A 23963-nucleotide genomic window follows, 5' to 3' on the forward strand; every position below is an offset into this window, starting at 1 on the left:
CTCAGGCGGCGAGCACGGTTTTGGGTTCGGCCATTTCGTAGCCGAGGGCCTCGGCCACCGCGCGATTGGTGATCTTGCCGCGGTGCACGTTGAGGCCGTTTCTGAGATGGGTGTCGTCGGCCAGCGCGCGCAACCCCTTGTCGGCAAGCTGAAGACCGTGGTGCAAGGTGGCGTTGTTGAGCGCATGGGCGGAGGTGACGGGAACCGCGCCCGGCATGTTGGCCACGCAGTAATGGATGATGCCGTCGACCTCGTAGGTCGGCTCGGCATGGGTGGTCGCATGCGAGGTCTCGAAGCAGCCGCCCTGATCGATCGCGACATCGACCAGGACCGCGCCCTTCTTCATGCCCGACAGCATCTCGCGGGTGACCAGCTTCGGCGCCGCGGCGCCCGGGATCAGCACCGCGCCGACGACGATGTCGGCCGAAAAACACTCCTCCTCGAGCGCCTCGACGGTCGAATAGCGGGTGTGGATGCGGCCGTTGAAAATGTCGTCGAGCTGGCGCAGGCGCGGGATCGAGCGGTCGATGATGGTGACGTCGGCGCCGAGGCCGACCGCCATCTTGGCCGCCTGCAGGCCGACGACGCCGCCGCCGATAATGGCGACCTTGCCCGGCAGCACGCCGGGCACGCCGCCCAGAAGCACGCCGCGGCCGCCATTGGCCTTCTGCAGCGCGGTGGCCCCGGCCTGGATCGCCAGCCGCCCTGCGACTTCCGACATTGGCGCCAGCAAAGGCAGCCCGCCGCGGTCGTCGGTCACGGTCTCGTAGGCAATCGCCGTCACGCCCGACTTCACCAGACCCTCGGTCTGGTCCGGATCGGGGGCGAGATGCAGATAGGTGTAGAGGATCTGGCCTTCGCGCAGCTGAACCCATTCGCCGGGCTGCGGCTCCTTGACCTTCACCACCATGTCGGCCTTGGCGAAAATCTCTTCCGCGGTCTTGGCGATGCGCGCGCCGGCCGCCTTGTAGGCGTTGTCGTCGGCGCCGATGCCCGCGCCCGCCCCGCTTTGAACCAGCACGTCATGGCCGTGGGCGATGTATTCGCGTACCGAACCCGGGGTCAGGCCGACGCGATATTCATGGTTCTTGATCTCCGTCGGGCAGCCCACAAGCATAACAGCTCTCCTCCACCGGTTGCGGGTTGTATTCGGGATGGATGTTGATTAGAGCACATTGCGCTGCGCATGTGTTTGCGAAGTCGACGAGGGTGCTCGGAAATTTTCGCCGATCTTTGCGTATTTTAGAGAAAAACTCGAAGATAATCCCGATTATGAGCCTGGACCGGATCGATTACGCCATTCTCGACACGCTGCAGCGGGATGGGCGGATTTCCAATGCCGCGCTTGCCGAAAAGGTGGGACTGTCGCAGTCTGCCTGCTCGCGCCGTCTCGACAATCTCGAAAAAACGGGCGTCATTCACGGCTACCACGCCAAGCTGTCCAATGCCGCGCTCGGCTACAGGATGACGGCGATCGTGCATATTTCGCTGTCGGGCCAGTTCGAAAAGTCGCTGGCCGAGTTCGAGGCGGCGATCAAACGTTGCCCTAACGTGCTGTCGTGTCATTTGATGTCGGGCGAATACGACTACGTCATCAGGATCGCGGCGCGCGATCTCGAAGATTACGAACGCGTGCACAAGGAATGGCTGACGGCGATGCCGCATGTCATCAAGATCAACTCCTCCTTCGCCCTGCGCGAGGTGATCGACCGCACCGGTGTCGGCGTCGGGCCCGATCTTGCCTGAGACGGTGTCGGTCTCGCGGCGACGGGGCGGCAAGACGCATTTGGGGGCCTATGCCCGCTGCCGGGTGCCGAGACCGCGGCAAGCCGACACGCGACCGGATGCTCGGGCCGACGGCGCCGAACGCCAAAGCGCTACGCGATGGCAATCCTTGCCGGTTTGTTTCATAAGACGTCGCTAAGGTTTGTAAGGAGTCAAGCATGAACGAGCTTGCCGGAAAAGTGGTGGTCGTCACCGGCGCCGGGCGCGGATTGGGGGCTGCCTTCGCCCTGACGCTTGCGGATGCCGGCTGCGAGCTGGTTCTTTGCGGGCGACGGGTCGCCGATCTCGATGCCGTCGCCGGACTGGTGATCGAACGCGGCGGCGCGGCGCCGCAGACCGTGGCACTGGACCTTGCCGACGCGGCCTCGGTGCGACGGGCTGTCTCCCGGATCGGCGCGCTGAAGCAGCGGGTCGACATCCTGATCAACAACGGCGCCATGTGGCTTGAAGCCAGCGCAGAGCCTTATGACGAGGCCGACGTTCTGGCGGTGGTCAATGCCGCGGTCACGGGAACGTTCCTGCTCGTTCAGGGCCTGCGCACGGCGATGGACAATTCCGACGCGCCGGACGTGGTGACCATTGGCTCGATCAGCGGGCTGCCCAATGCCGCACTGCAGTCGGTCTCGGTTCCCTTCTATGCCGCCAAGCGCGGACAGGTGGCCCTGGCGGACGGGTTCAGGCAGGCGTTTTCGGGAACGAAATTCCGCTCGATCCTGGTGAACCCGCCCTATCTCGACGACGCGCAGCCGGGGCAGGACGACTGGGAGGAGGCCGGCATCAGGCGCAAGGGACGCCAGGCCACCAGCCGCGACGTGGTCGAGGCGGCGATCTTCGCCCTGACGCGGCCCCGTCACGTCTCGCTCGCCATCGAAATCGGCGCCGACGAGGGCGGGCTGTTTGAGACGGCTTGAACAGGGTTGGCCGTCGGTCCCGCGTCAGTCTCGCGGCGGCGGGGCGGCCGGTTCGCCGCTCTCGACCCGGACCGGCGTCTTCATGACGATCTCGCGGTGCGGGTAGGGGATCTGGACGCCGTTTTCCCTAAAAGCGTCCCACAGAGCCAGGAGCACGCGGCCACGGACATTGGTCAGGCCCTGCTGGGGATCGCGAATCCAGAAGCGCAGCACGAAATCCAGGGATGAGTCGCCGAAGCCGGTCAGCCAGCATACCGGCCGACGCTCGGCGTCGACGCGCCCGACATTCGCCGCCGCCTCGATCGCCAGCGCGCTGACGGTGTGCGGGTCGGCCTCGTAGGAGACGCCGAAGGCGACGTCGAGACGCACCAGCTCGTCGCTGAACGACCAGTTGATCACCCGCTGGGTGATGAAATCCTCGTTCGGGATCAGATATTCGCGCCCGTCACGGGTGACGACCGACACGAAGCGGGCGCGCAATTCGCGGATCCAGCCGAACGTGTCGCCGAGCGAGATGGTGTCGCCCGGCTTGATCGACTTGTCGAGCAGGATGATGATGCCGGAGATGAAATTCGAAACCACCTTTTGCAGGCCGAAGCCCAGGCCCACGCCGACGGCGCCGGAAAACACCGTCAGCGCGGTCAGGTCGACGCCGACGGCCGACAGCGCCACGACGCCGGCCAGCAGCACCAGTCCGATCTTGGCGATCTTGCCGATCAGAACCCGGATCGACGGCGTCAGTTCCTGCGAGCCCTGGACACGGCGTTCGACGAAATTGCCGATCGCGCTGGCCAGCCACAGCGCGGCGCTGAGCAGGATGGCGGCCTTGAGCACCATCAACGCGGATATGCGCAGCTCGCCGACCGGCAGGGCCAGCCGGTCGAGCAGCGCCGCGGCGGTGGTGTCGAGCCGCAGGATGACCAGGGCGGCGTAGAGCCAAAGCAGCCAGGCGACCGTGCGTGCAACGACGCGGTTGCGGATCACCCGCGAGGCCACGGACACCAGAAGCCACACCAGCGCCAGCGAGAACGCCGTCGCGACCAGCCAACTCCGGCTCGGCCAGGTGAGTTCCCTGAGCGCCGTCAGCGCTACGAACAGGAGCACGACGAAGACGATCCAGTCGCTGCGCCGGATCGTTGCCACGGCGATCCGCAACAGGCCGGGCTGGCCCTTGATGTGCCGCGCCAGGCCCTCAAGCCGGGTCTCCAGCACCGTGCCGATCGGTTTCGCCAGCACGAACAGCAGCACGACGAGTCCGATCTGGTAGAAGAACCACGCGTCGGAGGCATAGCGGACCGCGGTTTCCACAAAAAGCGCGAGGCGGTCCGCCAGAAATTGCACGTAATCGTTCATCGCGTCTGGACTGTCCTCCGGCCAAAGCGGCGGCGCGCGCCGCCCGACGGCGAAGCCGAATGCGCATGGTAGAACCTTTCGCGGCGAGTTTGAACCGCTGCCGGGCACGCCGCGTATGACAGATGCATAACCAACCGTTAAAATCCGAGCGGATCGGTAAGGCTTTTCGTACCTCGGCACACCTATGGTCGACCTGCCGCACGGGAATCAGGTCGGGACAGATATGGGTGAGCGCGCCGGGATGGCCTTCCTGCGTGAATGGCCGGGCAAGGGTTTTGCAGCAAGGATCATGCGTGGCCGGTCGATGACGGCCGAGCAGCGTCTTTTGGTGCGCATCGACCAGGTGGAGGCGATCAACCGGTTGCGGCCGGTGGCGATCCTGGCCCATTTGCTGGGCGCCTTGATCGCGCTCGACGCGCTTGTCGCGCGTCCCGGCGGCGCGGCGATCGCCGCGGCCTGGTTCGCTGTCATGCTGGCGGCGCTGATTTTCGATATTCTCAGCGGACCGCCCCTGGCCGGGCACCGGCCGGCGCGTGACGAGGTCGCCGCCCAATATTGGCGCAACATCGCCACTTGTTTCCTGTTCGGCGCGGTGTGGGGCAGTCTGCCGCTGATCTTCTACGCCAGCGCGGACGAGAGCGTGCGGCACGTCCTGACGGTGTTGATGACGGCCTATCTGGCCTCTTCTGCCTTCATCCTCGCCGCCCTGCCGCTGGCGGTCTTCGCCTTTTCGCTGCCGATCGCGATCATGATGGTCGTGACCTTCATGCGGGCCGGCGTCGCCGATCACGCTTTCGAACTCCAGTTGATCGGCGTTTACGCGCTCGCCTTCCCGATCGCGCTGCGTCAGCATGCCGGCGCGTTCGCGGAACGGGTGGTGGCCATGGCGCAGGTGCGCGAGCAGACCCAGCTCATCGCGCTGCTTCTGCATGATTTCGAAGCCAATTCAAGCGACTGGCACTGGCAGTGCGATTCCCAGTTGAGGCTGGTTCGCGTTTCCGACTCTCTTGTCAGGCAGTCCGGCCTGTCGCCGGCCGCACTCGATCGGCTGCGGCTCGACCGCGTCCTGACGACGGGCGCCTCGCCGGAGGAGAGGGCCGGCGACAGGCGCGAAGAGGTCTTGCGGCACCTCCTGCGCGGCGAGGCGTTCCGGGACTGTTCGGTGCTTTTGATGATCGACGGGCACGAGCGCTGGTGGTCGATCACGGGCACGCCGACCTATGACCGCGACGGGGTGTTCGCGGGGTTCCGCGGCATCGGGCGCGATATCGGGGCGCAGAAGACCAAGGAGAGGGAGCTCGAATATCTCGCCCATCATGACAGCCTGACAGGGGTCGGCAACCGGGCCCGCTTCAACCAGGAATTGTTGCGCGCGCGCGGACTTGCCGAAGCGGCCTCGCGCCGTTTCGCGCTGGTGCTGTTCGACCTCGACGATTTCAAGGCGATCAACGATACCGCCGGCCATTCCGTCGGCGACACCGTACTTCAGACCACCACGCGGCGGATCGCGGGCTTTCTGCCGCGCGATTCCGTCCTGGCGCGGATCGGCGGCGACGAATTCGCCGCCATCGTCGCGATCAAGGACGACATGGATACGGTGCGCCTACGCGAGATCGTCGAAAAGGTCGTGCATGAGGTCGCGCAGCCGGTCGAAACCCCGGCCGGCACCTTCAAGGTCGGCGTCAGTGCAGGGGTCGCCGTCCTGCCCGACGACGGCCGCGATCCCGAACAGCTGATGCAGCTTGCCGACATTGCGCTCTACGACGCAAAGTCGCGCGGCAAGGAGCAGGTGCGCCTGGCCAGCAGCGAGGCGGGCGCGGCCTTCGCGCGCAGAAAACAGCTCGAACTCGATCTTTGGAAGGCGGTTTCGCGCGGCGAGATCTTTATCGAGTTCCAACCGGTGGTTTCGGCGCGCAGCGGCCGGCCGATCCTGTTCGAGGCGCTGGCGCGCTGGCGCCATCCCGTCTACGGGCTGGTCGAACCCGGCGATTTCGTCGCGCTCGCCGAGCAGACCGGCAGCATCGACGAGATCGGCGCCTGGGTGCTCGCCGAGGCCTGCGGTCGTGCTACCGCCTGGCCGCAGGCCGTGCGCGTGGCCGTCAATATTTCCCCGCGCCAGCTCGAAAATGGCGATCTGCCGCAACGCGTGCGCGGCGTGCTGGAGGCGACCGGGCTGGCGCCGGAGCGGCTGGAGATCGAAGTCACCGAAAGCGCCTATCGCGGCGGTGTCGACCTGGTGGCGCGGGTGGTCGCGCAACTGCACGCGCTCGGCGTTACGGTCGCCATGGACGATTTCGGGACCGGCTATTCCTCGCTGTCGTCGCTGCGCGAGGTGCCCTTCGACAAGATCAAGATCGACCAGTCCCTGGTCGGCCAGGGCGCCGCCGACAAGCGCACCGTCAGCGTGTTGCGGTCGATCGTCACCATCGGCCGCACGCTCGGCATGCAGGTCACGGCCGAGGGGGTGGAAACGGCCGAGCACGAGGCGTTTTTGCGTGGCATCGGCGTCGACAGTCTGCAGGGCTTCTATTTCGGCCGTCCGATGCCGGGCGACGCGGTTGCCGCGTTCCTGGCCGCGCAGGCGGGGCCGAACGATGCGCCGGCTTCCTCGCGCACCAGCGCCGCTTGAGCCTGGCGCGGGCCTTCCGGCTCATGCCCGATGAGCCTGGCGATCGCGGCGATGGTCCCGTTTCGGCCTTGCCTCGCGCGCTTTTCGGACCGACACTCGATTTCCCGGTGATGGCGACAGGGTTCGCGCCCGCGACCGTTTCAGGCGCAGTCATGCGGCCGTCATCGAAATCTGGTGGATGAAGCGCGCAACGCCGCGACCCGACACGGGGTCTCGCCGGCGCGTCCGTCCAGAATTTCAGGGAGATGAAAATGTCCGAAATGCTTCATCCGATATCCCGCCGCTCCTTCCTGTCCGGCGTGGCGGCGCTGGGCGGTGTCGTCATGCTTCACCCCTTCGCCGCACGGGCGAACGCCAATCAGGCCCATCTGCGGCTGATGGAAACGACCGACCTGCACGTGCATGTATTTCCCTACGACTATTATGCCGACCGGCCGAACGACACGATGGGACTGGCGCGCACCGCCGCGATCATCGACCGGATCCGCGCCGAGGCCGGCAATTCGATGCTGATCGACAATGGCGATTTCCTGCAGGGCAACCCGATGGGCGACTATATCGCATATGAGCGCGGGATGAAGGATGGCGACATGCATCCGATCATCTCCGCCATGAACACGCTCGGCTATGAATGCTCCACGCTTGGCAATCACGAGTTCAATTACGGGCTCGACTTCATGTTCAAGGTTCTGGCGGGCGCGAACTTCCCGTTCGTGTGCGCCAATCTGACCAAGGGGTCGCTGGCGGCCAGCGCGCGCGACGACGACTTGTTCATCAAGCCCTACGTGATCCTCGACAAGACGATCACCGACGGCGCCGGCCAGGACCATCCGATCCGGGTCGGGCTGATCGGCTTCGTGCCGCCGCAGATCATGAACTGGGATGCTCGCCACCTGACCGACAAGGCGATGACGCGCGATATCGTCAAGGCGGCCGAGGCCTGGGTGCCGCAGATGCGCGAAGAGGGGGCCGATATCGTGATTGCCCTGTCGCATTCCGGCGTCGGTCCGGCCCAGTACGAAGAAAACCTCGAAAACGCCTCGCTGCACCTGGCCGGCGTCGACGGTATCGATGCGATCGTCACCGGGCACAGCCACCTCGACTTCCCCGGCCCGAAATTCGAGGGCATGGAGGGTGTCGACAATGCAAAGGGCACGATCGGCGGCAAGCCGGCGGTGATGGGCGGATTCTGGGGCTCGCATCTCGGCCTGATCGACCTGATGCTGGAGCGCGACGGCAACAGCTGGCGGGTGAGCGCCTCGACCAGCGAGGCGCGGCCGATCTTCGAGCGCGTCGACCGCAAGGCCAAGCCGTTGGTCGAAAGCAAGGCCGAGGTCGAAGACGCGGCGCGCGCCATGCACGAGGCGACGCTGAAATATGTGCGCACCGCGGTCGGCAAGACCTCGGCGCCGCTGCATTCCTATTTCGCGCTGGTGGCCGACGATCCCTCGGTACAGATCGTATCCCAGGCACAAACCTGGTACATCGCCGACATGCTGAGCGAGACCGAGCACAAGGACCTGCCGGTTCTGTCGGCAGCAGCGCCCTTCAAGGCCGGCGGTCGCGGCGGGCCGGATTATTACACCGACGTGCCGGCAGGCGACATCGCGATCAAGAACGTCGCCGACCTCTATCTTTATCCCAACACGGTCCAGGCGGTGCTGGTGACCGGCGCCCAGGTCAAGGACTGGCTGGAAATGTCGGCCGGCATCTTCAACCAGGTCGAGCCCGGCAAGGCCGATCAGACGCTGATTAACACGGCGTTCCCGTCCTACAATTTCGATGTCATCGACGGCGTGACCTACAAGATCGACCTGGCCCAGCCGCCGAAATACGATCCCAAGGGCAATCTCATCAATGCGGATGCCAACCGGATCGTGGATCTGGAATTCGAAGGCAAGCCGATCGATCCAGGGCAGAAATTCGTCGTCGCGACCAACAATTACCGCGCCGGCGGCGGCGGCAATTTTCCCGAGATCGGCCCGGACAAGGTGATTTTCCAGGCGCCCGACACCAATCGCGACGTGATCGTGCGCTTCATCGTCGAGCAGGGCACCATCAACCCGGCCGCCGACGCCAACTGGTCGTTTGCGCCGGTGGACGGCGCGACCGTGCTGTTTGAGACCGGTCCGAAGGCGAAGGATTTCATCGCCGACGTCAAGGGCGTGGCGATCGAGGCCGCCGGCGAGGGCGCCGAGGGGTTCGCCCAGTACCGCATCATGCTTTAGGCGACGACGGTTCTGGGGTGAATCAAGATCGTGCTCCAAGGCTTTGACGGAGCACGATCTTTCCACTTTTTGTGCGCGGTTCCGGGGCAGGATACGCTGTCGGATCCGGATTGCGCCTTCGGTTGTCGCGGATCAGAGCGGGTCCTGCGGATTGGCCGGGCTCGACGGGAAGTTGCTGCCGATATCCTTGCCCAGATCGCCGCTGCCGCATTTCTTGCGACTGTATTCCATCCGCGCGTCGGTCCACATGTCCTGCAGAAACTTGAACAGGATCCTGAGCGACTTCATCATCACGCCGCGAATGTCCTGGTTGGGATGGCCGGACCAGGATCGCATCTGCGCGACCACGGCGTCGGCGGAGCCGATGATCAGCTTGCCGACCTCGATCAGGCCGTCGCAGTCATATTCGCTGAAACGATTGCTCGCCATGAAACCCTCCTTTCAGGGGACGGTCTCAGTGTGCGGGCGGCAGAACGAGCCGACAGCGAAGCAATTAACACAAGCGGAAAACAGCCGGCGTGCGCGTCGCCGCCCGGTCTCCGCGGCGCATCAGGCCTTGTAGACGACCTGCCTGACGTCGATGAATTCGGCCCGGAAGCCGGCCTCGCAATAATGCAGGTAGAATTCCCACAATTTCTTGAAACGTTCGTCGAAGCCGAGCGGCAGGATCTTTTCCCATGAAGCCCAGAAGCGCGCGCGCCATTCGGCCAGCGTGCGGGCATAATCCTGCGCAAAAACCCGCTCGCGCAGGAAGGAAAGTCCCTGTTCGGCGCCAAGGCTGCGCAGGATCTCCGGCGTCGGCAGCATGCCGCCTGGAAAAATGTAACGCTGGATGAAGTCCGGCCGGCTGCGATAGAGGCGGAAGGCGTCTTCGTTGATGGTGATAATCTGCAAGGCGGCGGTTCCGTCCGGCTTCAGGCACTGCTTGACCTTGCCGAAAAACACCGGCCAGTATTTTTCGCCGACCGCCTCGAACATCTCGATCGAGGCGATGTTGTCGTAGCGGCCCTGTTCGTCGCGGTAGTCCTGAAGCTTGATCTCGACCTTTTCGGCCAGGCCGGCCTTGTGGATGCGCTCGCGCGCGAAATCATATTGTTCGCGGCTGATCGTCAGGCCGGTCACCTTGCAGCCGATCTCGCGTGCGGCGAATTCGGCGAACCCGCCCCAGCCACAGCCGATTTCCAGCACGTGGCTCGACGGCCGCACGCCGCCATCGCGGGCGAGCGCGCGGTATTTGGCCGCCTGGGCGGATTCCAGATCGTTGGCGCCGGTCGAAAACAGCGCCGAGGAATAGGTCATGCTTGGATCGAGCCAACTCCGGTAGAAACTGTTGCCGAGATCGTAATGGGCCGAAATATTGCGCTTGGCGCCGGTACGGGTGTTTTCGTTGAGCCAGTGGCGCAGGCGCTGGAAAGCCATCAAAAGCCGGCTCGCACCGCCGGCGACCTCTTCCCCGGTCTCCTGGTTGACCACGAAAAGCTCCAGGAAAGTGGTCACGTCGGGACTGTCCCAGTCTCCGTCGATATAGGATTCGGCGACGCCGATCGTGCCGAGCGAAAAAGCGCGGCCGGGCAGCCTCCAGTTGTTGAGGATCAAATGCGCCTCGGGGCCGGCGGCATTGCCGCCGACGCCGAACCGTTGCCCGTCCGGCGAATCGATCGTCAGCCTTCCCCTGGGAAGCCGCATCGCGGCCGACAGCACCATGCGCGCGCGGCGCGGCAGGCCGCGCGTGCGCGCGGCGAAATTGCCTGCGTTCAACCAGATCGTTTCCGGTGCCTCAGCCCCGATCCCAGCCATCGCGTTCTCCCGTCCCCACCGGCAGCGCGCCGCCGCCGCGGCGACCTCACGCATCCGCCTCCCGTGCCTCGACGTCGCCAAAGCTGGCTGGCCGGGGCGGAGGCGGGCTCCTGAAGAATGGCGCCCCCTTCAGCCACAGGCGCAAGGCCTCGAAGTGGATGCCGGCGATGATCTTCCATGTCAGAAGCGGAAATCGCAAGAGGCACCGGCAAAGCTCGGCATTGGTGACCGGCGCGCCATCTCCCGAAAACGTCGCCGCAAGCACCGGCTTGCCGGCCTCGCTCTCGTGGATGCGGAGCTTGACTGCGCGCCCGGGCGGCAGAATGCGGAAATTGTAGCGCGCATCCATCGAGATGAAGGGCGAAACGTGGAACAGCTTGTCGCGGCTCTGGCGCAGGCCCGCCTCGGACAGTTCGCCAGGCGCGACCGGGGCGACATAGGCATGACGCTCGCCGAACGTGTTGCGCACGGCATAGATCGCCGCGATCAGGCGGTCGTCGCGATCATAGGCGAAATAGACCGCCAGCGGATTGAAGACGTAACCGAACACCCTTGGATAGGCGAGCAAAAGAACGCGTGCGGCGCGCACGCCAAGACCGGCCTGCGCCAGCAGGCGGTCGGCATGGGCGCGCAGGGTGAGGCCGTCCTCGGCATGGTCGTCCTCGCGCAGGGACAGCACGTTGGGCCGGTTGACCGACAGGAACGGCGACAGGCGGTCGACCTCGTCGAGACGGTCGACGTCGATCAGCAGCGAATAGACCGCGTAGGCGAAGCGGTGGCCGAACGGGGAGAGCCGCTGATGCATGACCTGGCCGCGATAAAGCCAGGCCGCATCGCGCGGCGGCGGGCCGTTTTCGGCAAGGGTCGTCACACGTCGGTCCCTGGTCATCACGTCACCTATTCCGCCGCAATCGCCGGTTCGGCAGCGCGGTCCAACGGGGCACGCCACGGTATGGAGGCGCCGAGCCGTTCGGCGACGTCGAGGCCCGAGCGCAGGCCGTCCTCGTGGAAGCCATGGCCCGTCCAGGCGCCGGCATACCAGCAATGGCCATGGCCCTGGATGTCGTCCAGCCGCGCCTGCGCCGACAAGGCCGCGGCGTCGAATTGCGGATGGTCGAAGGTCCATTGACCGAACACCATGTCGGCGCGCGGCTCGGTGACCGGATTGAGCGAGACGAATAGCGGGCAGGCCGGATCGATCCCCTGCAATTCGTTCATCCAGTAGGTCACGCAGACCTCGGATTCGGTATCCATGGCGCTGGTGCGCATATAATTCCACGCCGCCCAGGCGGCGTGGCGCTTGGGCATCAGCCGCGGGTCGCGGTGCAGAATCGCCCGGTTCGGCCGATAGGGGATCGCCGACAGCACGGTGCGTTCGAGCGGGCTCGGTTCGGCCAGGAGGGCGAGCGCCTGGTCGGTGTGGCAGGCAAGCACCACCTCGTCGAAGCGTTCGGGCGCTGCGCCATGCGCGAACACGGTGGCGCCGGCCTCGTCGCGCCGCACCGCCTCGACCGGCTGGGCCAGCCGCAGCCTGTCGCCCAGCGGCGCCAGGAGCCTGTCGAGATAGGTTTGCGCGCCGCCCGTCACCGTGCGCCAGGCCGGGCGTTCATTGTGGATCAACCGGTGGTTTTCGAAAAAGGACACGAAGGTGGCGGCCGGATAGTCGAGCATTTTTGCCCGTGGGGTCGACCAGATCGCGGCCGCCATCGGAATGAGGTAATTGTCGCGCAGGGCGGTGGAGAACCGCCGCTGGGCGAGATAGTCGCCGATCGTCACGCCACCCAACAGACCAGCCTCGCGGTCGGCCAGGCATTGGCGGTTGAAACGCAGGATCTCGCGCAGCATCCACAGGAAGGACGGCGAAAACACGTTGCGTTTCTGGGCGAAGATCGTCCGGTAGGTCTGGCCGCTCCATTCCAGCCGGCCATCGTCGAGCGACAGCGAAAACCCCATCCGGCTTTCCTGGGTTGCCACGCCCAGATGGGCGAACAGGGCGGTGAGTTCGGGATAGTTGAGCTCGTTATAGACGATGAAGCCGGTGTCGACGGCGATCTCGCGCCCCTGATAGTCGATCCTGGCCGTCGCGGTGTGGCCGCCCGGTCGCGGCGCGGCCTCGAACAGGGTGACGTCGTGGCGCGGATGCAGGGCCCAGGCGGCGGCGGCACCGGAAATGCCGGACCCCACGACCGCGATCTTCCTGCGGTCCGGATCGGCCTTGCGGCGAATGGGGACAACCGTCATCGTGTTCCTTTCATCGCGTCGTAAGCTGCCAGCGCGGCGGCGCGGGCCTTGCGGTGCTCGACGATAGTTACGGGATAGGTGGTGCCGAGTTTCACGCCGGCATGGGAAAGCACGTCGGCGGGCGCCTCCCAGGGCTTGTGGATATAGCGGTCGGGAAGCCGTGCCAGTTCGGGCACGAACTCGCGCACATAGACGCCGTCCGGATCGAATTTTTCGCCCTGCAGGACGGGGTTGAAGATGCGGAAATAGGGCGCCGCGTCGGCGCCGGAACCGGCCACCCATTGCCAGCTCGCCGGATTGCTGGCCGGGTCGGCGTCGACCAGCGTGTCCCAGAACCAGACTTCGCCCTCGCGCCAATGCTGCAACAAATGCTTGGTCAGGAAGGAGGCGGCGACCATGCGCACGCGGTTGTGCATCCAGCCGGTGCGCCACAATTGGCGCATGCCGGCATCGACGATCGGGTAGCCGGTGCGCCCCTGTTGCCAGGCCGCAACCAGGCCGGCATCCGGCCGCCAGGCAAAATCGTCGAAATCGCGGTTGACGTTTTTCGAGGCGAGGTCGCGATTGTGGAACAACAGATGATAGGAAAATTCGCGCCAGGCGACTTCCTTGCGGAATTTTTCCAGGTCGCGCGCGCCCGCTTCGATGTCGGGGCGGGCGAGCGCGTGCCAGATCTGGAACGGCGTGATCTCGCCATGGACCAGATGCGGCGAAAGCCGCGAAGTGACGGCTTCGGCGGGCCGGTCGCGACCTTCTGCATAGCGCTCGAGCCGTGCGTCGAGAAAATCCGCCAGGCGCTGCCGTGCGCCGGCTTCGCCCGGGGTCCACGTGTCGCGCAGGCCGCCGGCCCAGTCGGGTGCCGTCGGCAGCAGCGACCAGGCCGCGAGCGCATCGGAGGCGACCGCCTCGTGCAGCGGGCGAATCGCCTTCGGAGCGGCGACGGGCGCGCGCGGCTCGCCGCTCGAGACGAGCGCGCGCCAGAACGGCGAGTAGACCTTGTAGGGCCCGCCGGTCGTGGTCGTCAGCCGCGACGGCTCGTGCAGCAGCTGGCCGTCGAAGCTGGTCGCCTCGACGGCGCGGTCGCGCAGCGCCGTTTTCAGAGCCGAATCGGCGGAGATGCCGGCGGGGTCGTAGCGCCGGTTCCAAAACACCGCATTCGCCTTCGTGTCGTCGAGCAGCGACAGCACCGTGGCCAGGGTCGGCCCGCGCCGCAGGATCAGGCCTGCGCCGCGCTCGGAAAGTGAAGCGCATAACCGTTCGAGCGCGTGATGCAGCCACCAGCGGCGCGCGCCGCCGGGCGGACGGCCGCCATCCGCGCCATCGTCGAAAACGAAAACCGGCAGCACCGGCCGGCCGGTTTTTACCGCCGCGTTCAGCGCCGCATTGTCGGCAAGCCGCAGATCGTTGCGAAACAGCACCAGCACCGGCGGTTCGGGCGGGGCGTCGGGGCGGCTGGCAGGCAAGGCGGTCTCCGGATAAAAATCTTCTGCGCGATCAGGGCAGGCGAAGTCCGATACGCGCGCGGCGTCGATCTGGATTGCATTCAAGGCCGGGAAAGCGCGCCGATTTTTCCGGACCGCCGGGTGCAAGTGCCGTTGCCGCCGGCGTCGGGGCGAGAGCGTGTTTTGTCACGGCACGGGCGGGGCAGGAGATTGTCGGGCGCCAAAAACGAAAAAGGCCGGGTTTGCCCCGACCTTTCCCAGTATCTCGACACGCACCGCCAGTCCATCCGTGGTCGGCGCGCGGAGACGATCTCACTGTGACGAAAGCGCTAGCTGCCGTGTGTGTCGGCACGATGACAGGGCGCGGCAATGTGCCCGATCTGCGGCATGGCTGGCGGATTTTTGGAAAAATGGCTCCCCGGGCCGGATTCGAACCAGCGACCAACCGGTTAACAGCCGGTTGCTCTACCGCTGAGCTACCGGGGAACACGGGCTCGCGAAGTGGGCTGCCTATAGCAAAACCGTTTCGGCTTTGCCAAGCGCGATTTTGGCGATTTCGGCCGAAACGCGTCTCGGGCGGGAAAAATCCGGTGGCTTCGGCACCGCGACGTCTCGCATTTGCCGCCGCAAGCGATCATATGAGGCGATCGCGATCCAGTGCCGGCGGGGTGCCGGCGCTATCGCGCAGGAGCGAGCGATGCGCGACCCCGGCACAGACGAGACGACGCCCACACCGACCTTCCGATTTTACGGGCGCACCGTGCCGATGCCGCGCTCGCGCCTGGTGCGTATCCTCGTCGGCGGGCTTTTGGTGTTTCTGGGCCTGTTTTTCGGGTTCCTGCCGATTCTGGGCTACTGGATGGCGCCGCTCGGGCTGCTCGTCCTTTCTTACGACATCGCGGTGATTCGCCGGCTGCGCCGTCGCCTGGCGGTGTGGTGGGAGCGTCGGCGCAAATCGTCCAGGACGCGGGCGAAGTGAACCGGCGTGCCGGGTTGCGGAAAATCGATTCAGGCGCTTGTCGGTCTGGTGACCCTCTGTTAACAGATCGCTTCGTAAAGCCTGGGGGCGAGGCCTCGTGGCGGAGTGGTTACGCAGAGGACTGCAAATCCTTGCACCCCGGTTCGATTCCGGGCGAGGCCTCCAATTCCCGGCTTCCATCATGTCAGGGCGGCACGCGCCGCCCGTTTCGGTCGTGTGGCCGCTTTGCGGTGAAGATGGGCAGGCGGGATGAGCGCTGATTTCGAGCAGTTGCGGATCAAGATGGTCGACGGTCAGTTGCGCACGACCGACGTGACGAATCTGCCGATCCTGGAGGCATTTTTGTCGGTGCCGCGCGAAGCCTTCGTGCCGGCGCGCCTCAAGGAGCTCGCCTATATCGACGAGGATGTCGACATCACGCCGCCGGACGGCGAAGCGCGACGCTTTCTCATGGAGCCGTCGCCGCTCGCCAAACTGATCCAACTCGCCGACATCGAGACCGGCGACGTCGTCCTCGATGTCGGCACCGGCACCGGGTATGCGGCGGCGATCCTGTCGCAGCTCGCCGGTTCGGTGATCGCGCTGGAAAGCGATGCCGCGCTGGCCGCCCAGGCGAGCGAGCGTCTGTCCGAACTCGGCTGCGACAATGTCGCTGTCGTGGAAGGCGCGCTGGAGGCCGGTTATCCGTCCGAGGCGCCCTACGACGTCATTCTCGTCGCCGGCGCGGTCGACCGGGTGCCCGACACGCTCTTCGAGCAGATGAAGGATGGCGGCCGGCTTGTCACCGTCGAGGGCCATGGCAATGCCGGCGTGGCGCGGCTCTATCTCAAGCAGGGCGACCATGTGTCGGGACGCTGGGCCTTCAACGCCGCGGTCAAGCCGTTGCCCGGTTTCCAGGCCGAACCCGCGTTCGAGTTCTAGGGCCGGGCGCGCGCAGCGCCCGTCGACGCCGCGGGGGCGGCCGAACAGTTGCATGGCGGTCGCGGAGCCGGCATGGTGCAACGTCGCGTTTTTGGGGTGGGCTTTTGATGCCCGCGGGCGGGGATGAGCAGCGCTCGAAACGGCGCTAGAGAGCAGTCGAAAGCACCCGCGGTCGCGTTGGGTCGTGTTGAGAGGTTAGTTGTGGCGTCGTTGAACGGTAAGTTTCTCGCAGCGTTTCTGCTTTCCGTGGTGATGGTTGCGCCGGCTGGCGCGGAAACCATCACGGGAGCGCTGTCCAAGGCCTATCAGAACAATTCGAGCCTGAATTCGGCCCGCGCCGGGGTGCGGGTGACGGATGAGGGCGTGCCGCTCGCCAAGTCGGGCTACCGCCCCACCATCGCGGCGGTCGGCTCGGTCAATTATGCCAGCCAGGCCGGCACGCGGATCACCACCGGCTCGTTCGGCGTCGAGATCAGGCAGACGCTGTTCGACGGTTTCCAGACCAAGAACAACGTGCGGGCCGCCGAGGCGCGGGTGCGCGCGGCCAACGAGGCGCTGCGCAATACGGAGCAGAACACGCTGTTCAACGCGGCCTCCGCCTATATGGACGTCATCCGCGACCGGCAGATCGCGGCGCTGCGCGAGCGCAATCTGGCTTTTCTGAAGGAGCAGGTGCGTGCCGCGCGCTCGCGCTTCGAGGTCGGCGAGGGCACCCGCACCGACGTCGCCCAGGCCGAAGCCGGGCGTTCGGGCGCCGTTGCCCAGCTTTCGGCGGCGCGCGCGGCGGTGTTGTCGAGTTCGGCAGTCTATCGCCAGGTGATCGGCGACGATCCGGGCAAGCTGCGCCCGGCCGGCCCGCTGACCAAATTGCTGCCGGCCAAGCTCGGCCAGGCGATCTCGATCGCTGCGGCCGAGCACCCGGCGATCAAGTCGACGCAAAATCTGGTCGACGCCTCTTCCTACGCGGTGAAGTCGGCCGAGGGCGCGTTGCTGCCCGGCGTGACGGCGAGCGCGGGCGTGTCGCGCGGTTTCCGTCATAATTCTCCCGACCTGACCGGTACCAGCGGCACCTTCAATTCCGGCAATATCGGCGCCACGCTGACCATTCCGATCTATCAGGGCGGGGCGGCCTCGACCAATGTGCGCCGCTCCAAGGAAGAGCTCGGCCAGGCCCGCATCGAGGTCGATGTCGCCCATGACGGCGTGCGGGCGGCGGTCACGTCGGCCTGGACGCAATATATGGCGAGCGCGGAGGTGGTTGCCGCCAGCCGCGAAGCGGTCTCGGCCGCCCAGCTGGCGCTCGACGGGGTGATCGAGGAGCGCAATGTCGGCCAGCGCACGACGCTCGACGTGCTCGACGCGCAGGACGACGTCATCACCGCCCAGATCAATCTGGTGACGGCCGAGCGCGATCTGGTAGTGGCCAGCTACGCCATCCTGTCGTCGATCGGCCGGCTTTCGATGCGCAATCTGGGGCTCAAGGTCGCCGAATACCGGCCCGAGGAGCATTACGAGGCGGTGAAGGACAAGTGGTACGGTCTTCGTACCCCCGACGGTCGCTGAGCTGGCGGGCCAATCCCGCAATCTTGTGCGAAACCCCAAACCGGTCGCCTACGGGGATTCTCTCATAAAGTCCGCTCGTTTAGGCTGGACCTGATTCGGGGAGCCTTCCCCGTCAGTCAGGGAGTAACGGCCAATGGGCAGCGAAGCGGCGGAATCCATCGTGCCACAGACGCAAAATCCGCAAAAGGAACCGTCGATGGAGGAGATTCTGGCCTCCATCCGGCGCATTATCGAAGACAGCGACCAGGCGGGCCCGGCGGATGCGAAGGCCGACGCGTCGGCCGCATCTCTGGTCGAGCCGGTCACCACCGACGACGACGCGCCGGACGAGGCCGCTCCGATCGGGCAGGACGAGGCGCGTACGGTCGAGCCGGCCCGGGCGATCGGGCAACCCGAAGGCGACGAAGCTGCCGCATCCGAACTCGAGGCCGGGCCTTCGACCGGGGACGAGCAGGGCATGAAGGCCTGGTCCACGGCGCCGGAGATCGCGGCCGAAGACGACGCCGCCACGGCGCAGGACGTCGCCGACTGGTCCGTGGCCATGGAAACCGAAATCGACCCGGGCCCGCCGCCGTCGCCACCGCGCGAGGACAACGCCCCGCAGCATCTCTCGGCGGTCGCCTCCGGGCGCGCAGCCTCCATCCTGTCGGAGCAGACCAGCCGTCAGGTCGCCGCCGCGTTCGGGGAGCTTTCGGACGCGTTCGCCGAAAACCGGCGCCAGCGTTTCGACGAGATGGCCGCCGAGATGATGCGGCCGATGCTGCAGGAATGGCTGGACAACAACCTGCCCACGCTGGTGGAAAGACTGGTGCGCGAGGAGATCGAGCGCGTCGCGCGGGGCGGCTGACGCGTCTGTGCCTTCCCCGTCGCCAGGCCTTGTGGCCAAGAACGGCAAGGCGTCCGCTCGGCGGGCGGTTTGATCAGGCGCGGCGGCCGGAGGTCCCGGCTGCGGCCGGTCCGCCATTGAAGGCTTGGGCTGGCGGCCGCGCCGGTGCAGTTGACTCGGTTTGATCTGTCGGCTTTACACCGGGCTCTGACAGAGCCCTGCTGGCGCGGACATTCCAATGCTTGAAAAAAACTATGACGCGGCGAGCGTCGAACCCCTGATCGGCAAACGCTGGGAGGACGGCCACGCTTTCCGCGCCGGCGCGGGCGCCGCGCGCGGTGCGGAGCCCTATACGATCGTCATTCCGCCGCCCAACGTCACCGGTTCGCTGCATATGGGCCACGCGCTCAACAACACGCTGCAGGACATTCTGGTCCGCTTCGAGCGCATGCGCGGCAAGGACGTGCTGTGGCAGCCTGGCATGGACCATGCCGGCATCGCCACGCAGATGGTGGTCGAGCGCCAGTTGATGGAAAAAAAGATCCATCGCCGCGACCTGTCGCGCGAGGAGTTCGTCGAGCGGGTCTGGCAGTGGAAAGCCGAATCGGGCGGTACGATCGTCAACCAGCTCAAGCGGCTGGGCGCCTCCTGCGACTGGTCGCGCGAGCGTTTCACCATGGACGAGGGCCTGTCGAAGGCCGTCATCGAGGTGTTCGTCGCACTCTACAAGCAGGGGCTGATCTACAAGGACAAGCGGCTGGTCAACTGGGACCCGAAGCTGTTGACGGCGATCTCCGACCTGGAGGTCGAGCAGGTCGATCTGGACGGTCATTTGTGGCATTTCCGCTATCCGATCGCCGGTGCGAGCTTCGATCCGGCCGATCCGTCGAGCTTCATCACGGTTGCCACGACCCGGCCCGAAACGATGCTCGGCGACACCGCGGTCGCCGTCCATCCCGAGGACGAGCGCTATAGCGGCCTGATCGGCATGGAGATCGAGCTGCCGATCGTCGGCCGCAGAATCCCGATCGTCGCCGACGACTATTCCGATCCGGAAAAGGGCTCGGGCGCGGTCAAGATCACGCCAGCGCACGATTTCAACGATTTCGAGGTCGGTAAGCGGCACAAGCTGCGCGCCGTCAACATCCTGACCGTCGATGCCAAGGTCACGATCGCCGACAACGAGGATTTTCTCGACGGCCTGGAGCCCTCGAAGGCACAGCGCGCGGCATGGGACGAACTCGACGGGCTCGACCGGTTCGAGGCACGCAAGACAATCGTCGCCATGATGGAAGAGGGCGGCTTCCTGGAAAAGACCGAGCCGCACCGGCACATGGTGCCGCATGGCGATCGCGGCGGCGTGCCGATCGAGCCGTTCCTGACCGACCAGTGGTATGTCGACGCCGAGACCCTGGCGCGGCCGGCGATCGAGAGCGTGCGCGAGGGGCGCACGAACTTCGTACCCAAAAACTGGGAGAAGACCTATTTCGAATGGATGGAGAACATCCAGCCTTGGTGCATTTCGCGCCAGCTCTGGTGGGGACACCAGATTCCGGCCTGGTACGGGCCGGACGGTCACGTTTTTGTCGAAAAGACCGAAAAGCAGGCGCTCGACGCCGCGGTCGAATATTATCTTGCCGTCGATACGCCATGGAAGGCGTGGGTGGAGGAGAAACTGGAGAATTTCGCGCCCGGCGAGATTCTGACCCGCGACGAAGACGTGCTCGATACCTGGTTTTCCTCGGCGCTGTGGCCGTTCTCCACGCTCGGCTGGCCCGACGAGACGCCGGAACTGCAGCGCTACTATCCAACCTCGGTGCTGGTCACCGGGTTCGACATCATCTTCTTCTGGGTCGCGCGGATGATGATGATGGGCCTCCATTTCATGGAGGAGGAGCCGTTTCACACCGTCTACGTGCACGCGCTGGTGCGCGACAAGAACGGCGCCAAGATGTCGAAGTCTAAAGGCAACGTCATCGACCCGCTGGAGCTGATCGACGAGTACGGCGCCGATGCGCTGCGTTTCACGCTGACGATCATGGCCGCGCAGGGCCGCGACGTGAAGCTCGATCCGGCGCGCGTGGCCGGCTACCGCAATTTCGGCACCAAGCTGTGGAACGCGACCCGCTTCGCCCAGATGAACGGGGTGGCCGCCGATCCGGACTTCGATCCGCAGGCGGTCACCCTGACCATTAATCGCTGGATCCTGACGGAGCTGACCCGCGCGGAGCGGGCGATCACCACCGCGATCGGCTCCTACCGCTTCAACGAGGCGGCGGGGGCGGCCTACGGGTTTGTGTGGAACCTGTTTTGCGACTGGTATCTGGAACTTCTCAAACCCGTCTTCGCCGGTTCCGACGAGGCCGCGGCGGCCGAAAGCCGCGCCTGCGCGGCCTATGCGCTCGAGCAGATCTACAAATTGCTGCATCCGATGATGCCGTTCATGACCGAGGAGCTTTGGGCGCGCACGGCCCCTGAGGAGGCGCCGCGCGAGGACATGCTGGCGGTGACGGACTGGCCGGAACTCGCCTTCGAGGACGAGACGGCGGCGGCCGAAATCAACTGGTTGGTGGAACTCGTTTCCGGCATTCGCTCGGTGCGCTCGGAAATGAATGTGCCGCCATCGGCGACCGCGCCGCTGGTCATGGTCGAGGCGGCACCGTTGACCCGGGAAAGGCTGGACCGCCATGGCGAGGCGATCCGGCGCTTGGCGCGAGTGTCCGACATTGCCGAGAAGAACGAGGCGCCGAAGGGCTCCGCCCAGATCGTGGTCGGCGAGGCGACGGCCTGCCTGCCGCTCGGCGACCTGATCGATCTGAAGGCGGAGGCCGCCCGGCTCGAAAAGGAGATCGCCAAGCTCGACGGCGAGATTTCGCGGATTCAAAAGAAGCTGGCAAACGAAAAATTCGTCGCGCGCGCGCCGGAGGAGATCGTCGCCAGCGAACGGGAAAAGATGGCCGAGTTCCAGGCCTCGCGCGACCGGCTCAAGATCGCGCATGCCCGCGTCGCAGAGGCCGGCTAGGACTGCGCAGCCGGCGCGGGGCCAACGCGGCTCGGCACCGGCTGCGTCGATCAAACTTTGCCGGCGTGCTTGAAAAAACAGCTGGTTGAGCGCACATAAGGGCAGTCACACGGGCCGGGCCCCTCTGGCAGGCAAGGCGTTGCCTGTGATGTCGGACCGACGACAAACGCGCTCACGCGGCGCAACGCGCAGCCTTTCCGATGCTTCACCACGAGTGGCTCTGGCCCGGATTTCTGGCCTTCGTCGCGTTGATTCTGTTCTTCGATCTTTTTGTCCTGCACCGCCGCGATCATGTGATCTCGGCGCGCGAGGCCGGGTTTACCGTTGCCGGCTACGTGTCGCTGGCGATGATCTTCGCCGCCGGCCTGTTCTATTTCGCCGGCGCCCAGCGCGGGTCGGAGTTCCTGACCGGATACCTGGTCGAACAGGCCTTGTCGCTCGACAATATCTTTGTGATCGCATTGATTTTTTCCTATTTCCGGGTGCCGCCAGAGGCGCAATACCGGGTTCTGTTCTACGGCATTGTCGGGGCCATCGTGATGCGGCTGTCGCTGATCGTTCCGGGCGTGAAGCTGGTCGATCAGTTCTTCGTCGTCGGCATGGCGCTGGGGGCGCTGCTGGTCTTTTCCGGCTACAAGATGATGATGTGCGGTGACGACATGATCGACCCGGGCGAAAGCCGGGTGGTGAAACTGCTCAAGCGGACCGGGCGCGTGACCGACGAATATCAGGGCGCGCGGTTTTTCGTGCGGCGCGGCGGCCTCATGTTCATGACGCCGCTTTTCGTGGTGCTGGCCACCGTCGAGGTGACCGACCTGGTCTTCGCCGTCGATTCGATCCCGGCCGTGCTGGCCGTGTCCAACGATCCCTTCATCGTTTTTTCCTCAAACGTGTTCGCCATCATGGGATTGCGGGCGCTGTTCTTCGTGCTGGCCGGGATGATGCGCGAATTCCATCACCTCAAGACCGGATTGTCGCTGGTGCTGATCTTCATCGGCGCAAAAATGCTGGTGGCGCATTTTTATGAAATCCCGGCCACGGCGGCGCTGATCGTGACAGCCATGCTGATCGTCGGATCGGTGGTGGCCTCGGTGCTCACGCGCGAGAACAAGGGCGGCGAAGCGCGCGGCTGAGCGGCGCGGAACCGGGCCGAAGCGCGGAGTGTTTGACCTCCACCCTTCGGCGGTCCGCTTTGTGGCGTTTCGGCAACACTCTCTCAACAAGCTTTGATGTATACCGGCGTTGGCGGACGGCTTGCCCCGATCCCGCCATAAACGGATCGCAACTCCTATGGTGTCGAAACGCCCGCCCTAACCAGAGGCGGCAAGCGCCGCCAAGAGGTGGCGAGGACGCAGATGGACGCCAAGAAGACCGTCGAGGACAGTTTTTGCTTTGCCGCCGGGCGCGGTCCGGTGTCGGCCGCGGCGCGGACCGGGTCGCTTGCAAGAAACAAAAGAACCTTTTTGTCATGCTGATTACCAATCGGGCCGTTCCGGTCCTTGTCAGTGCGTTTGTGGTGGTATGCGGAAGCGTCGGAGGCGCCCTCGCGCTCGATCCGAACACGATGCGGGAAAAGGACACCAGCCCCTGGGCCGTGTTCCGGCTGGGCTTTTCCGCCTACAAGCAGGGCCACAAGGAAGAGGCGATCGAGGCCTATCGCTACGCGGCCGAAAAGGGCCAACTCGGGGCGCGCTGGAAGTTGGCGCGCATGTATGCCGAGGGCGATGGGGTCGCGCGCAACGATTACGAGGCCTTCAAGGCATTCAGCGAAATCGTGCGCCAGGACGTGGCGCCGGGCAGTCCGGAGGAAAGCTACATTTCGGATGCGCTGGTGGCGGTCGGCGGGTATCTGCGCCGTGGCATACCCGGCACGCCGATCAAGCCGAACCCGGCCGCCGCGCAGGAATATTATATGCGCGCGGCCGCCAATTACCGCAATCCCAACGCCCAGTACGAGATCGGCAAGATGTTTCTAGCCGGGGAAGGCGTACGCTCCAGCGTCCGCCAGGCCGGGCGCTGGCTGCAGCTTGCGGCCGAGAAGGGACATGCCGGCGCGCAGGCCACGCTCGGCAATCTGCTTTTTCAAAGCGGTAAGGTCGTGAAGGGGCTGGCGATGATGACGGCCGCGCTCGAGCGCGCGGCTCCGGGCGACCAGAGCTGGATTCGCGGCATGCAGGAAGAGGCGTTCTCGCTGGCCGGCGAATCCGATCGGCGCACCGCGATCGCGCTTTCCCAGGACATCATCCGCAAGGGGCTCGGCCGGTAG

The 23963-nt window shown here is 65.5% G+C and carries 18 protein-coding genes and 2 tRNA genes; 12 read left to right on the plus strand and 8 right to left on the minus strand.

Features of this window, described 5'->3' with window-relative positions:
- Window position 1: 1 nt before the first annotated feature.
- A complete protein-coding gene (gene ald, locus C7T96_RS13800) occupies window positions 2-1117 on the minus strand; it encodes an alanine dehydrogenase (RefSeq protein ID WP_106571792.1) in 1116 nt (371 codons plus the stop codon).
- A 155-nt stretch (window positions 1118-1272) separates the two neighbouring features.
- Between ald and C7T96_RS13805 the strand changes: the two genes are divergently transcribed.
- Window positions 1273-1746 (plus strand): Lrp/AsnC family transcriptional regulator, encoded by a 474-nt coding sequence (locus C7T96_RS13805; protein ID WP_106571793.1) that lies wholly within the window; start codon window positions 1273-1275, stop codon window positions 1744-1746.
- A gap of 197 nt (window positions 1747-1943) precedes the next feature.
- The gene (locus C7T96_RS13810; RefSeq protein ID WP_106571794.1) at window positions 1944-2696 is read left to right on the plus strand and encodes an SDR family oxidoreductase; all 753 of its coding nucleotides are present in this window, start codon (window positions 1944-1946) and stop codon (window positions 2694-2696) included.
- Window positions 2697-2720: 24 nt separating this feature from the next.
- Here C7T96_RS13810 and C7T96_RS13815 read toward each other — a convergent pair whose 3' ends face one another.
- The gene (locus tag C7T96_RS13815; protein WP_106571795.1) at window positions 2721-4049 is read right to left on the minus strand and encodes a mechanosensitive ion channel domain-containing protein; all 1329 of its coding nucleotides are present in this window, start codon (window positions 4047-4049) and stop codon (window positions 2721-2723) included.
- Between the two features lie 223 nt (window positions 4050-4272).
- Between C7T96_RS13815 and C7T96_RS13820 the strand changes: the two genes are divergently transcribed.
- Window positions 4273-6678: an EAL domain-containing protein gene (locus C7T96_RS13820; protein ID WP_158264366.1), complete on the plus strand. Its 2406-nt coding sequence runs from the start codon at window positions 4273-4275 to the stop codon at window positions 6676-6678.
- 251 nt (window positions 6679-6929) lie between these two features.
- Window positions 6930-8906: a bifunctional 2',3'-cyclic-nucleotide 2'-phosphodiesterase/3'-nucleotidase gene (locus C7T96_RS13825; protein ID WP_106571797.1), complete on the plus strand. Its 1977-nt coding sequence runs from the start codon at window positions 6930-6932 to the stop codon at window positions 8904-8906.
- 132 nt (window positions 8907-9038) lie between these two features.
- Here C7T96_RS13825 and C7T96_RS13830 read toward each other — a convergent pair whose 3' ends face one another.
- From C7T96_RS13830 to C7T96_RS13855, 6 genes are all read right to left on the minus strand, one after another.
- Window positions 9039-9335, minus strand: a complete 297-nt coding sequence (locus C7T96_RS13830; protein ID WP_106571798.1) for a hypothetical protein — start codon at window positions 9333-9335, stop codon at window positions 9039-9041.
- A 120-nt stretch (window positions 9336-9455) separates the two neighbouring features.
- On the minus strand, window positions 9456-10703 hold the full coding sequence (locus tag C7T96_RS13835) for a cyclopropane-fatty-acyl-phospholipid synthase family protein (RefSeq protein ID WP_106571799.1): 1248 nt from the start codon (window positions 10701-10703) through the stop codon (window positions 9456-9458).
- A 46-nt stretch (window positions 10704-10749) separates the two neighbouring features.
- Window positions 10750-11592: a DUF1365 domain-containing protein gene (locus C7T96_RS13840; protein ID WP_106571800.1), complete on the minus strand. Its 843-nt coding sequence runs from the start codon at window positions 11590-11592 to the stop codon at window positions 10750-10752.
- 8 nt (window positions 11593-11600) lie between these two features.
- Entirely contained in the window at window positions 11601-12944 is a 1344-nt protein-coding gene (locus C7T96_RS13845) for an FAD-dependent oxidoreductase (protein WP_106571801.1), read from the minus strand.
- Complete coding sequence (locus tag C7T96_RS13850; RefSeq protein ID WP_106571860.1) at window positions 12941-14407, minus strand: deoxyribodipyrimidine photo-lyase; 1467 nt, start codon at window positions 14405-14407, stop codon at window positions 12941-12943. The genes C7T96_RS13845 and C7T96_RS13850 overlap by 4 nt, the downstream gene beginning before the upstream one ends.
- Window positions 14408-14797: 390 nt before the next feature.
- Window positions 14798-14872: transfer RNA gene (locus tag C7T96_RS13855), tRNA-Asn, on the minus strand.
- A gap of 211 nt (window positions 14873-15083) precedes the next feature.
- Here C7T96_RS13855 and C7T96_RS13860 point away from each other — a divergent pair.
- The 8 genes from C7T96_RS13860 to C7T96_RS13895 all read left to right on the plus strand — a co-directional run bounded on the left by C7T96_RS13860 (window position 15084) and on the right by C7T96_RS13895 (window position 23963).
- Window positions 15084-15365, plus strand: coding sequence for a hypothetical protein (locus tag C7T96_RS13860; RefSeq protein ID WP_106571861.1), 282 nt, complete (start codon window positions 15084-15086; stop codon window positions 15363-15365).
- 91 nt (window positions 15366-15456) lie between these two features.
- Window positions 15457-15530: transfer RNA gene (locus C7T96_RS13865), tRNA-Cys, on the plus strand.
- 84 nt (window positions 15531-15614) lie between these two features.
- Window positions 15615-16286, plus strand: coding sequence for a protein-L-isoaspartate O-methyltransferase (locus tag C7T96_RS13870; RefSeq protein WP_106571802.1), 672 nt, complete (start codon window positions 15615-15617; stop codon window positions 16284-16286).
- 252 nt (window positions 16287-16538) lie between these two features.
- Entirely contained in the window at window positions 16539-17849 is a 1311-nt protein-coding gene (locus tag C7T96_RS13875; RefSeq protein ID WP_245414143.1) for a TolC family outer membrane protein, read from the plus strand.
- A gap of 160 nt (window positions 17850-18009) precedes the next feature.
- Window positions 18010-18696, plus strand: coding sequence for a DUF2497 domain-containing protein (locus C7T96_RS13880; RefSeq protein WP_245414141.1), 687 nt, complete (start codon window positions 18010-18012; stop codon window positions 18694-18696).
- A gap of 217 nt (window positions 18697-18913) precedes the next feature.
- Window positions 18914-21697, plus strand: coding sequence for a valine--tRNA ligase (locus tag C7T96_RS13885; RefSeq protein WP_106571805.1), 2784 nt, complete (start codon window positions 18914-18916; stop codon window positions 21695-21697).
- Between the two features lie 200 nt (window positions 21698-21897).
- Window positions 21898-22830 (plus strand): TerC family protein, encoded by a 933-nt coding sequence (locus C7T96_RS13890; RefSeq protein ID WP_106571806.1) that lies wholly within the window; start codon window positions 21898-21900, stop codon window positions 22828-22830.
- A 335-nt stretch (window positions 22831-23165) separates the two neighbouring features.
- Window positions 23166-23963 carry a tetratricopeptide repeat protein gene (locus C7T96_RS13895; RefSeq protein WP_106571807.1) on the plus strand — a complete coding sequence of 266 codons (798 nt, stop codon included), beginning with the start codon at window positions 23166-23168 and terminating at the stop codon, window positions 23961-23963.

Origin of the sequence: Nitratireductor sp. StC3, from assembly GCF_003015025.1 — a bacterium.
Taxonomy (GTDB): domain Bacteria; phylum Pseudomonadota; class Alphaproteobacteria; order Rhizobiales; family Rhizobiaceae; genus Mangrovimarina; species Mangrovimarina alexandrii.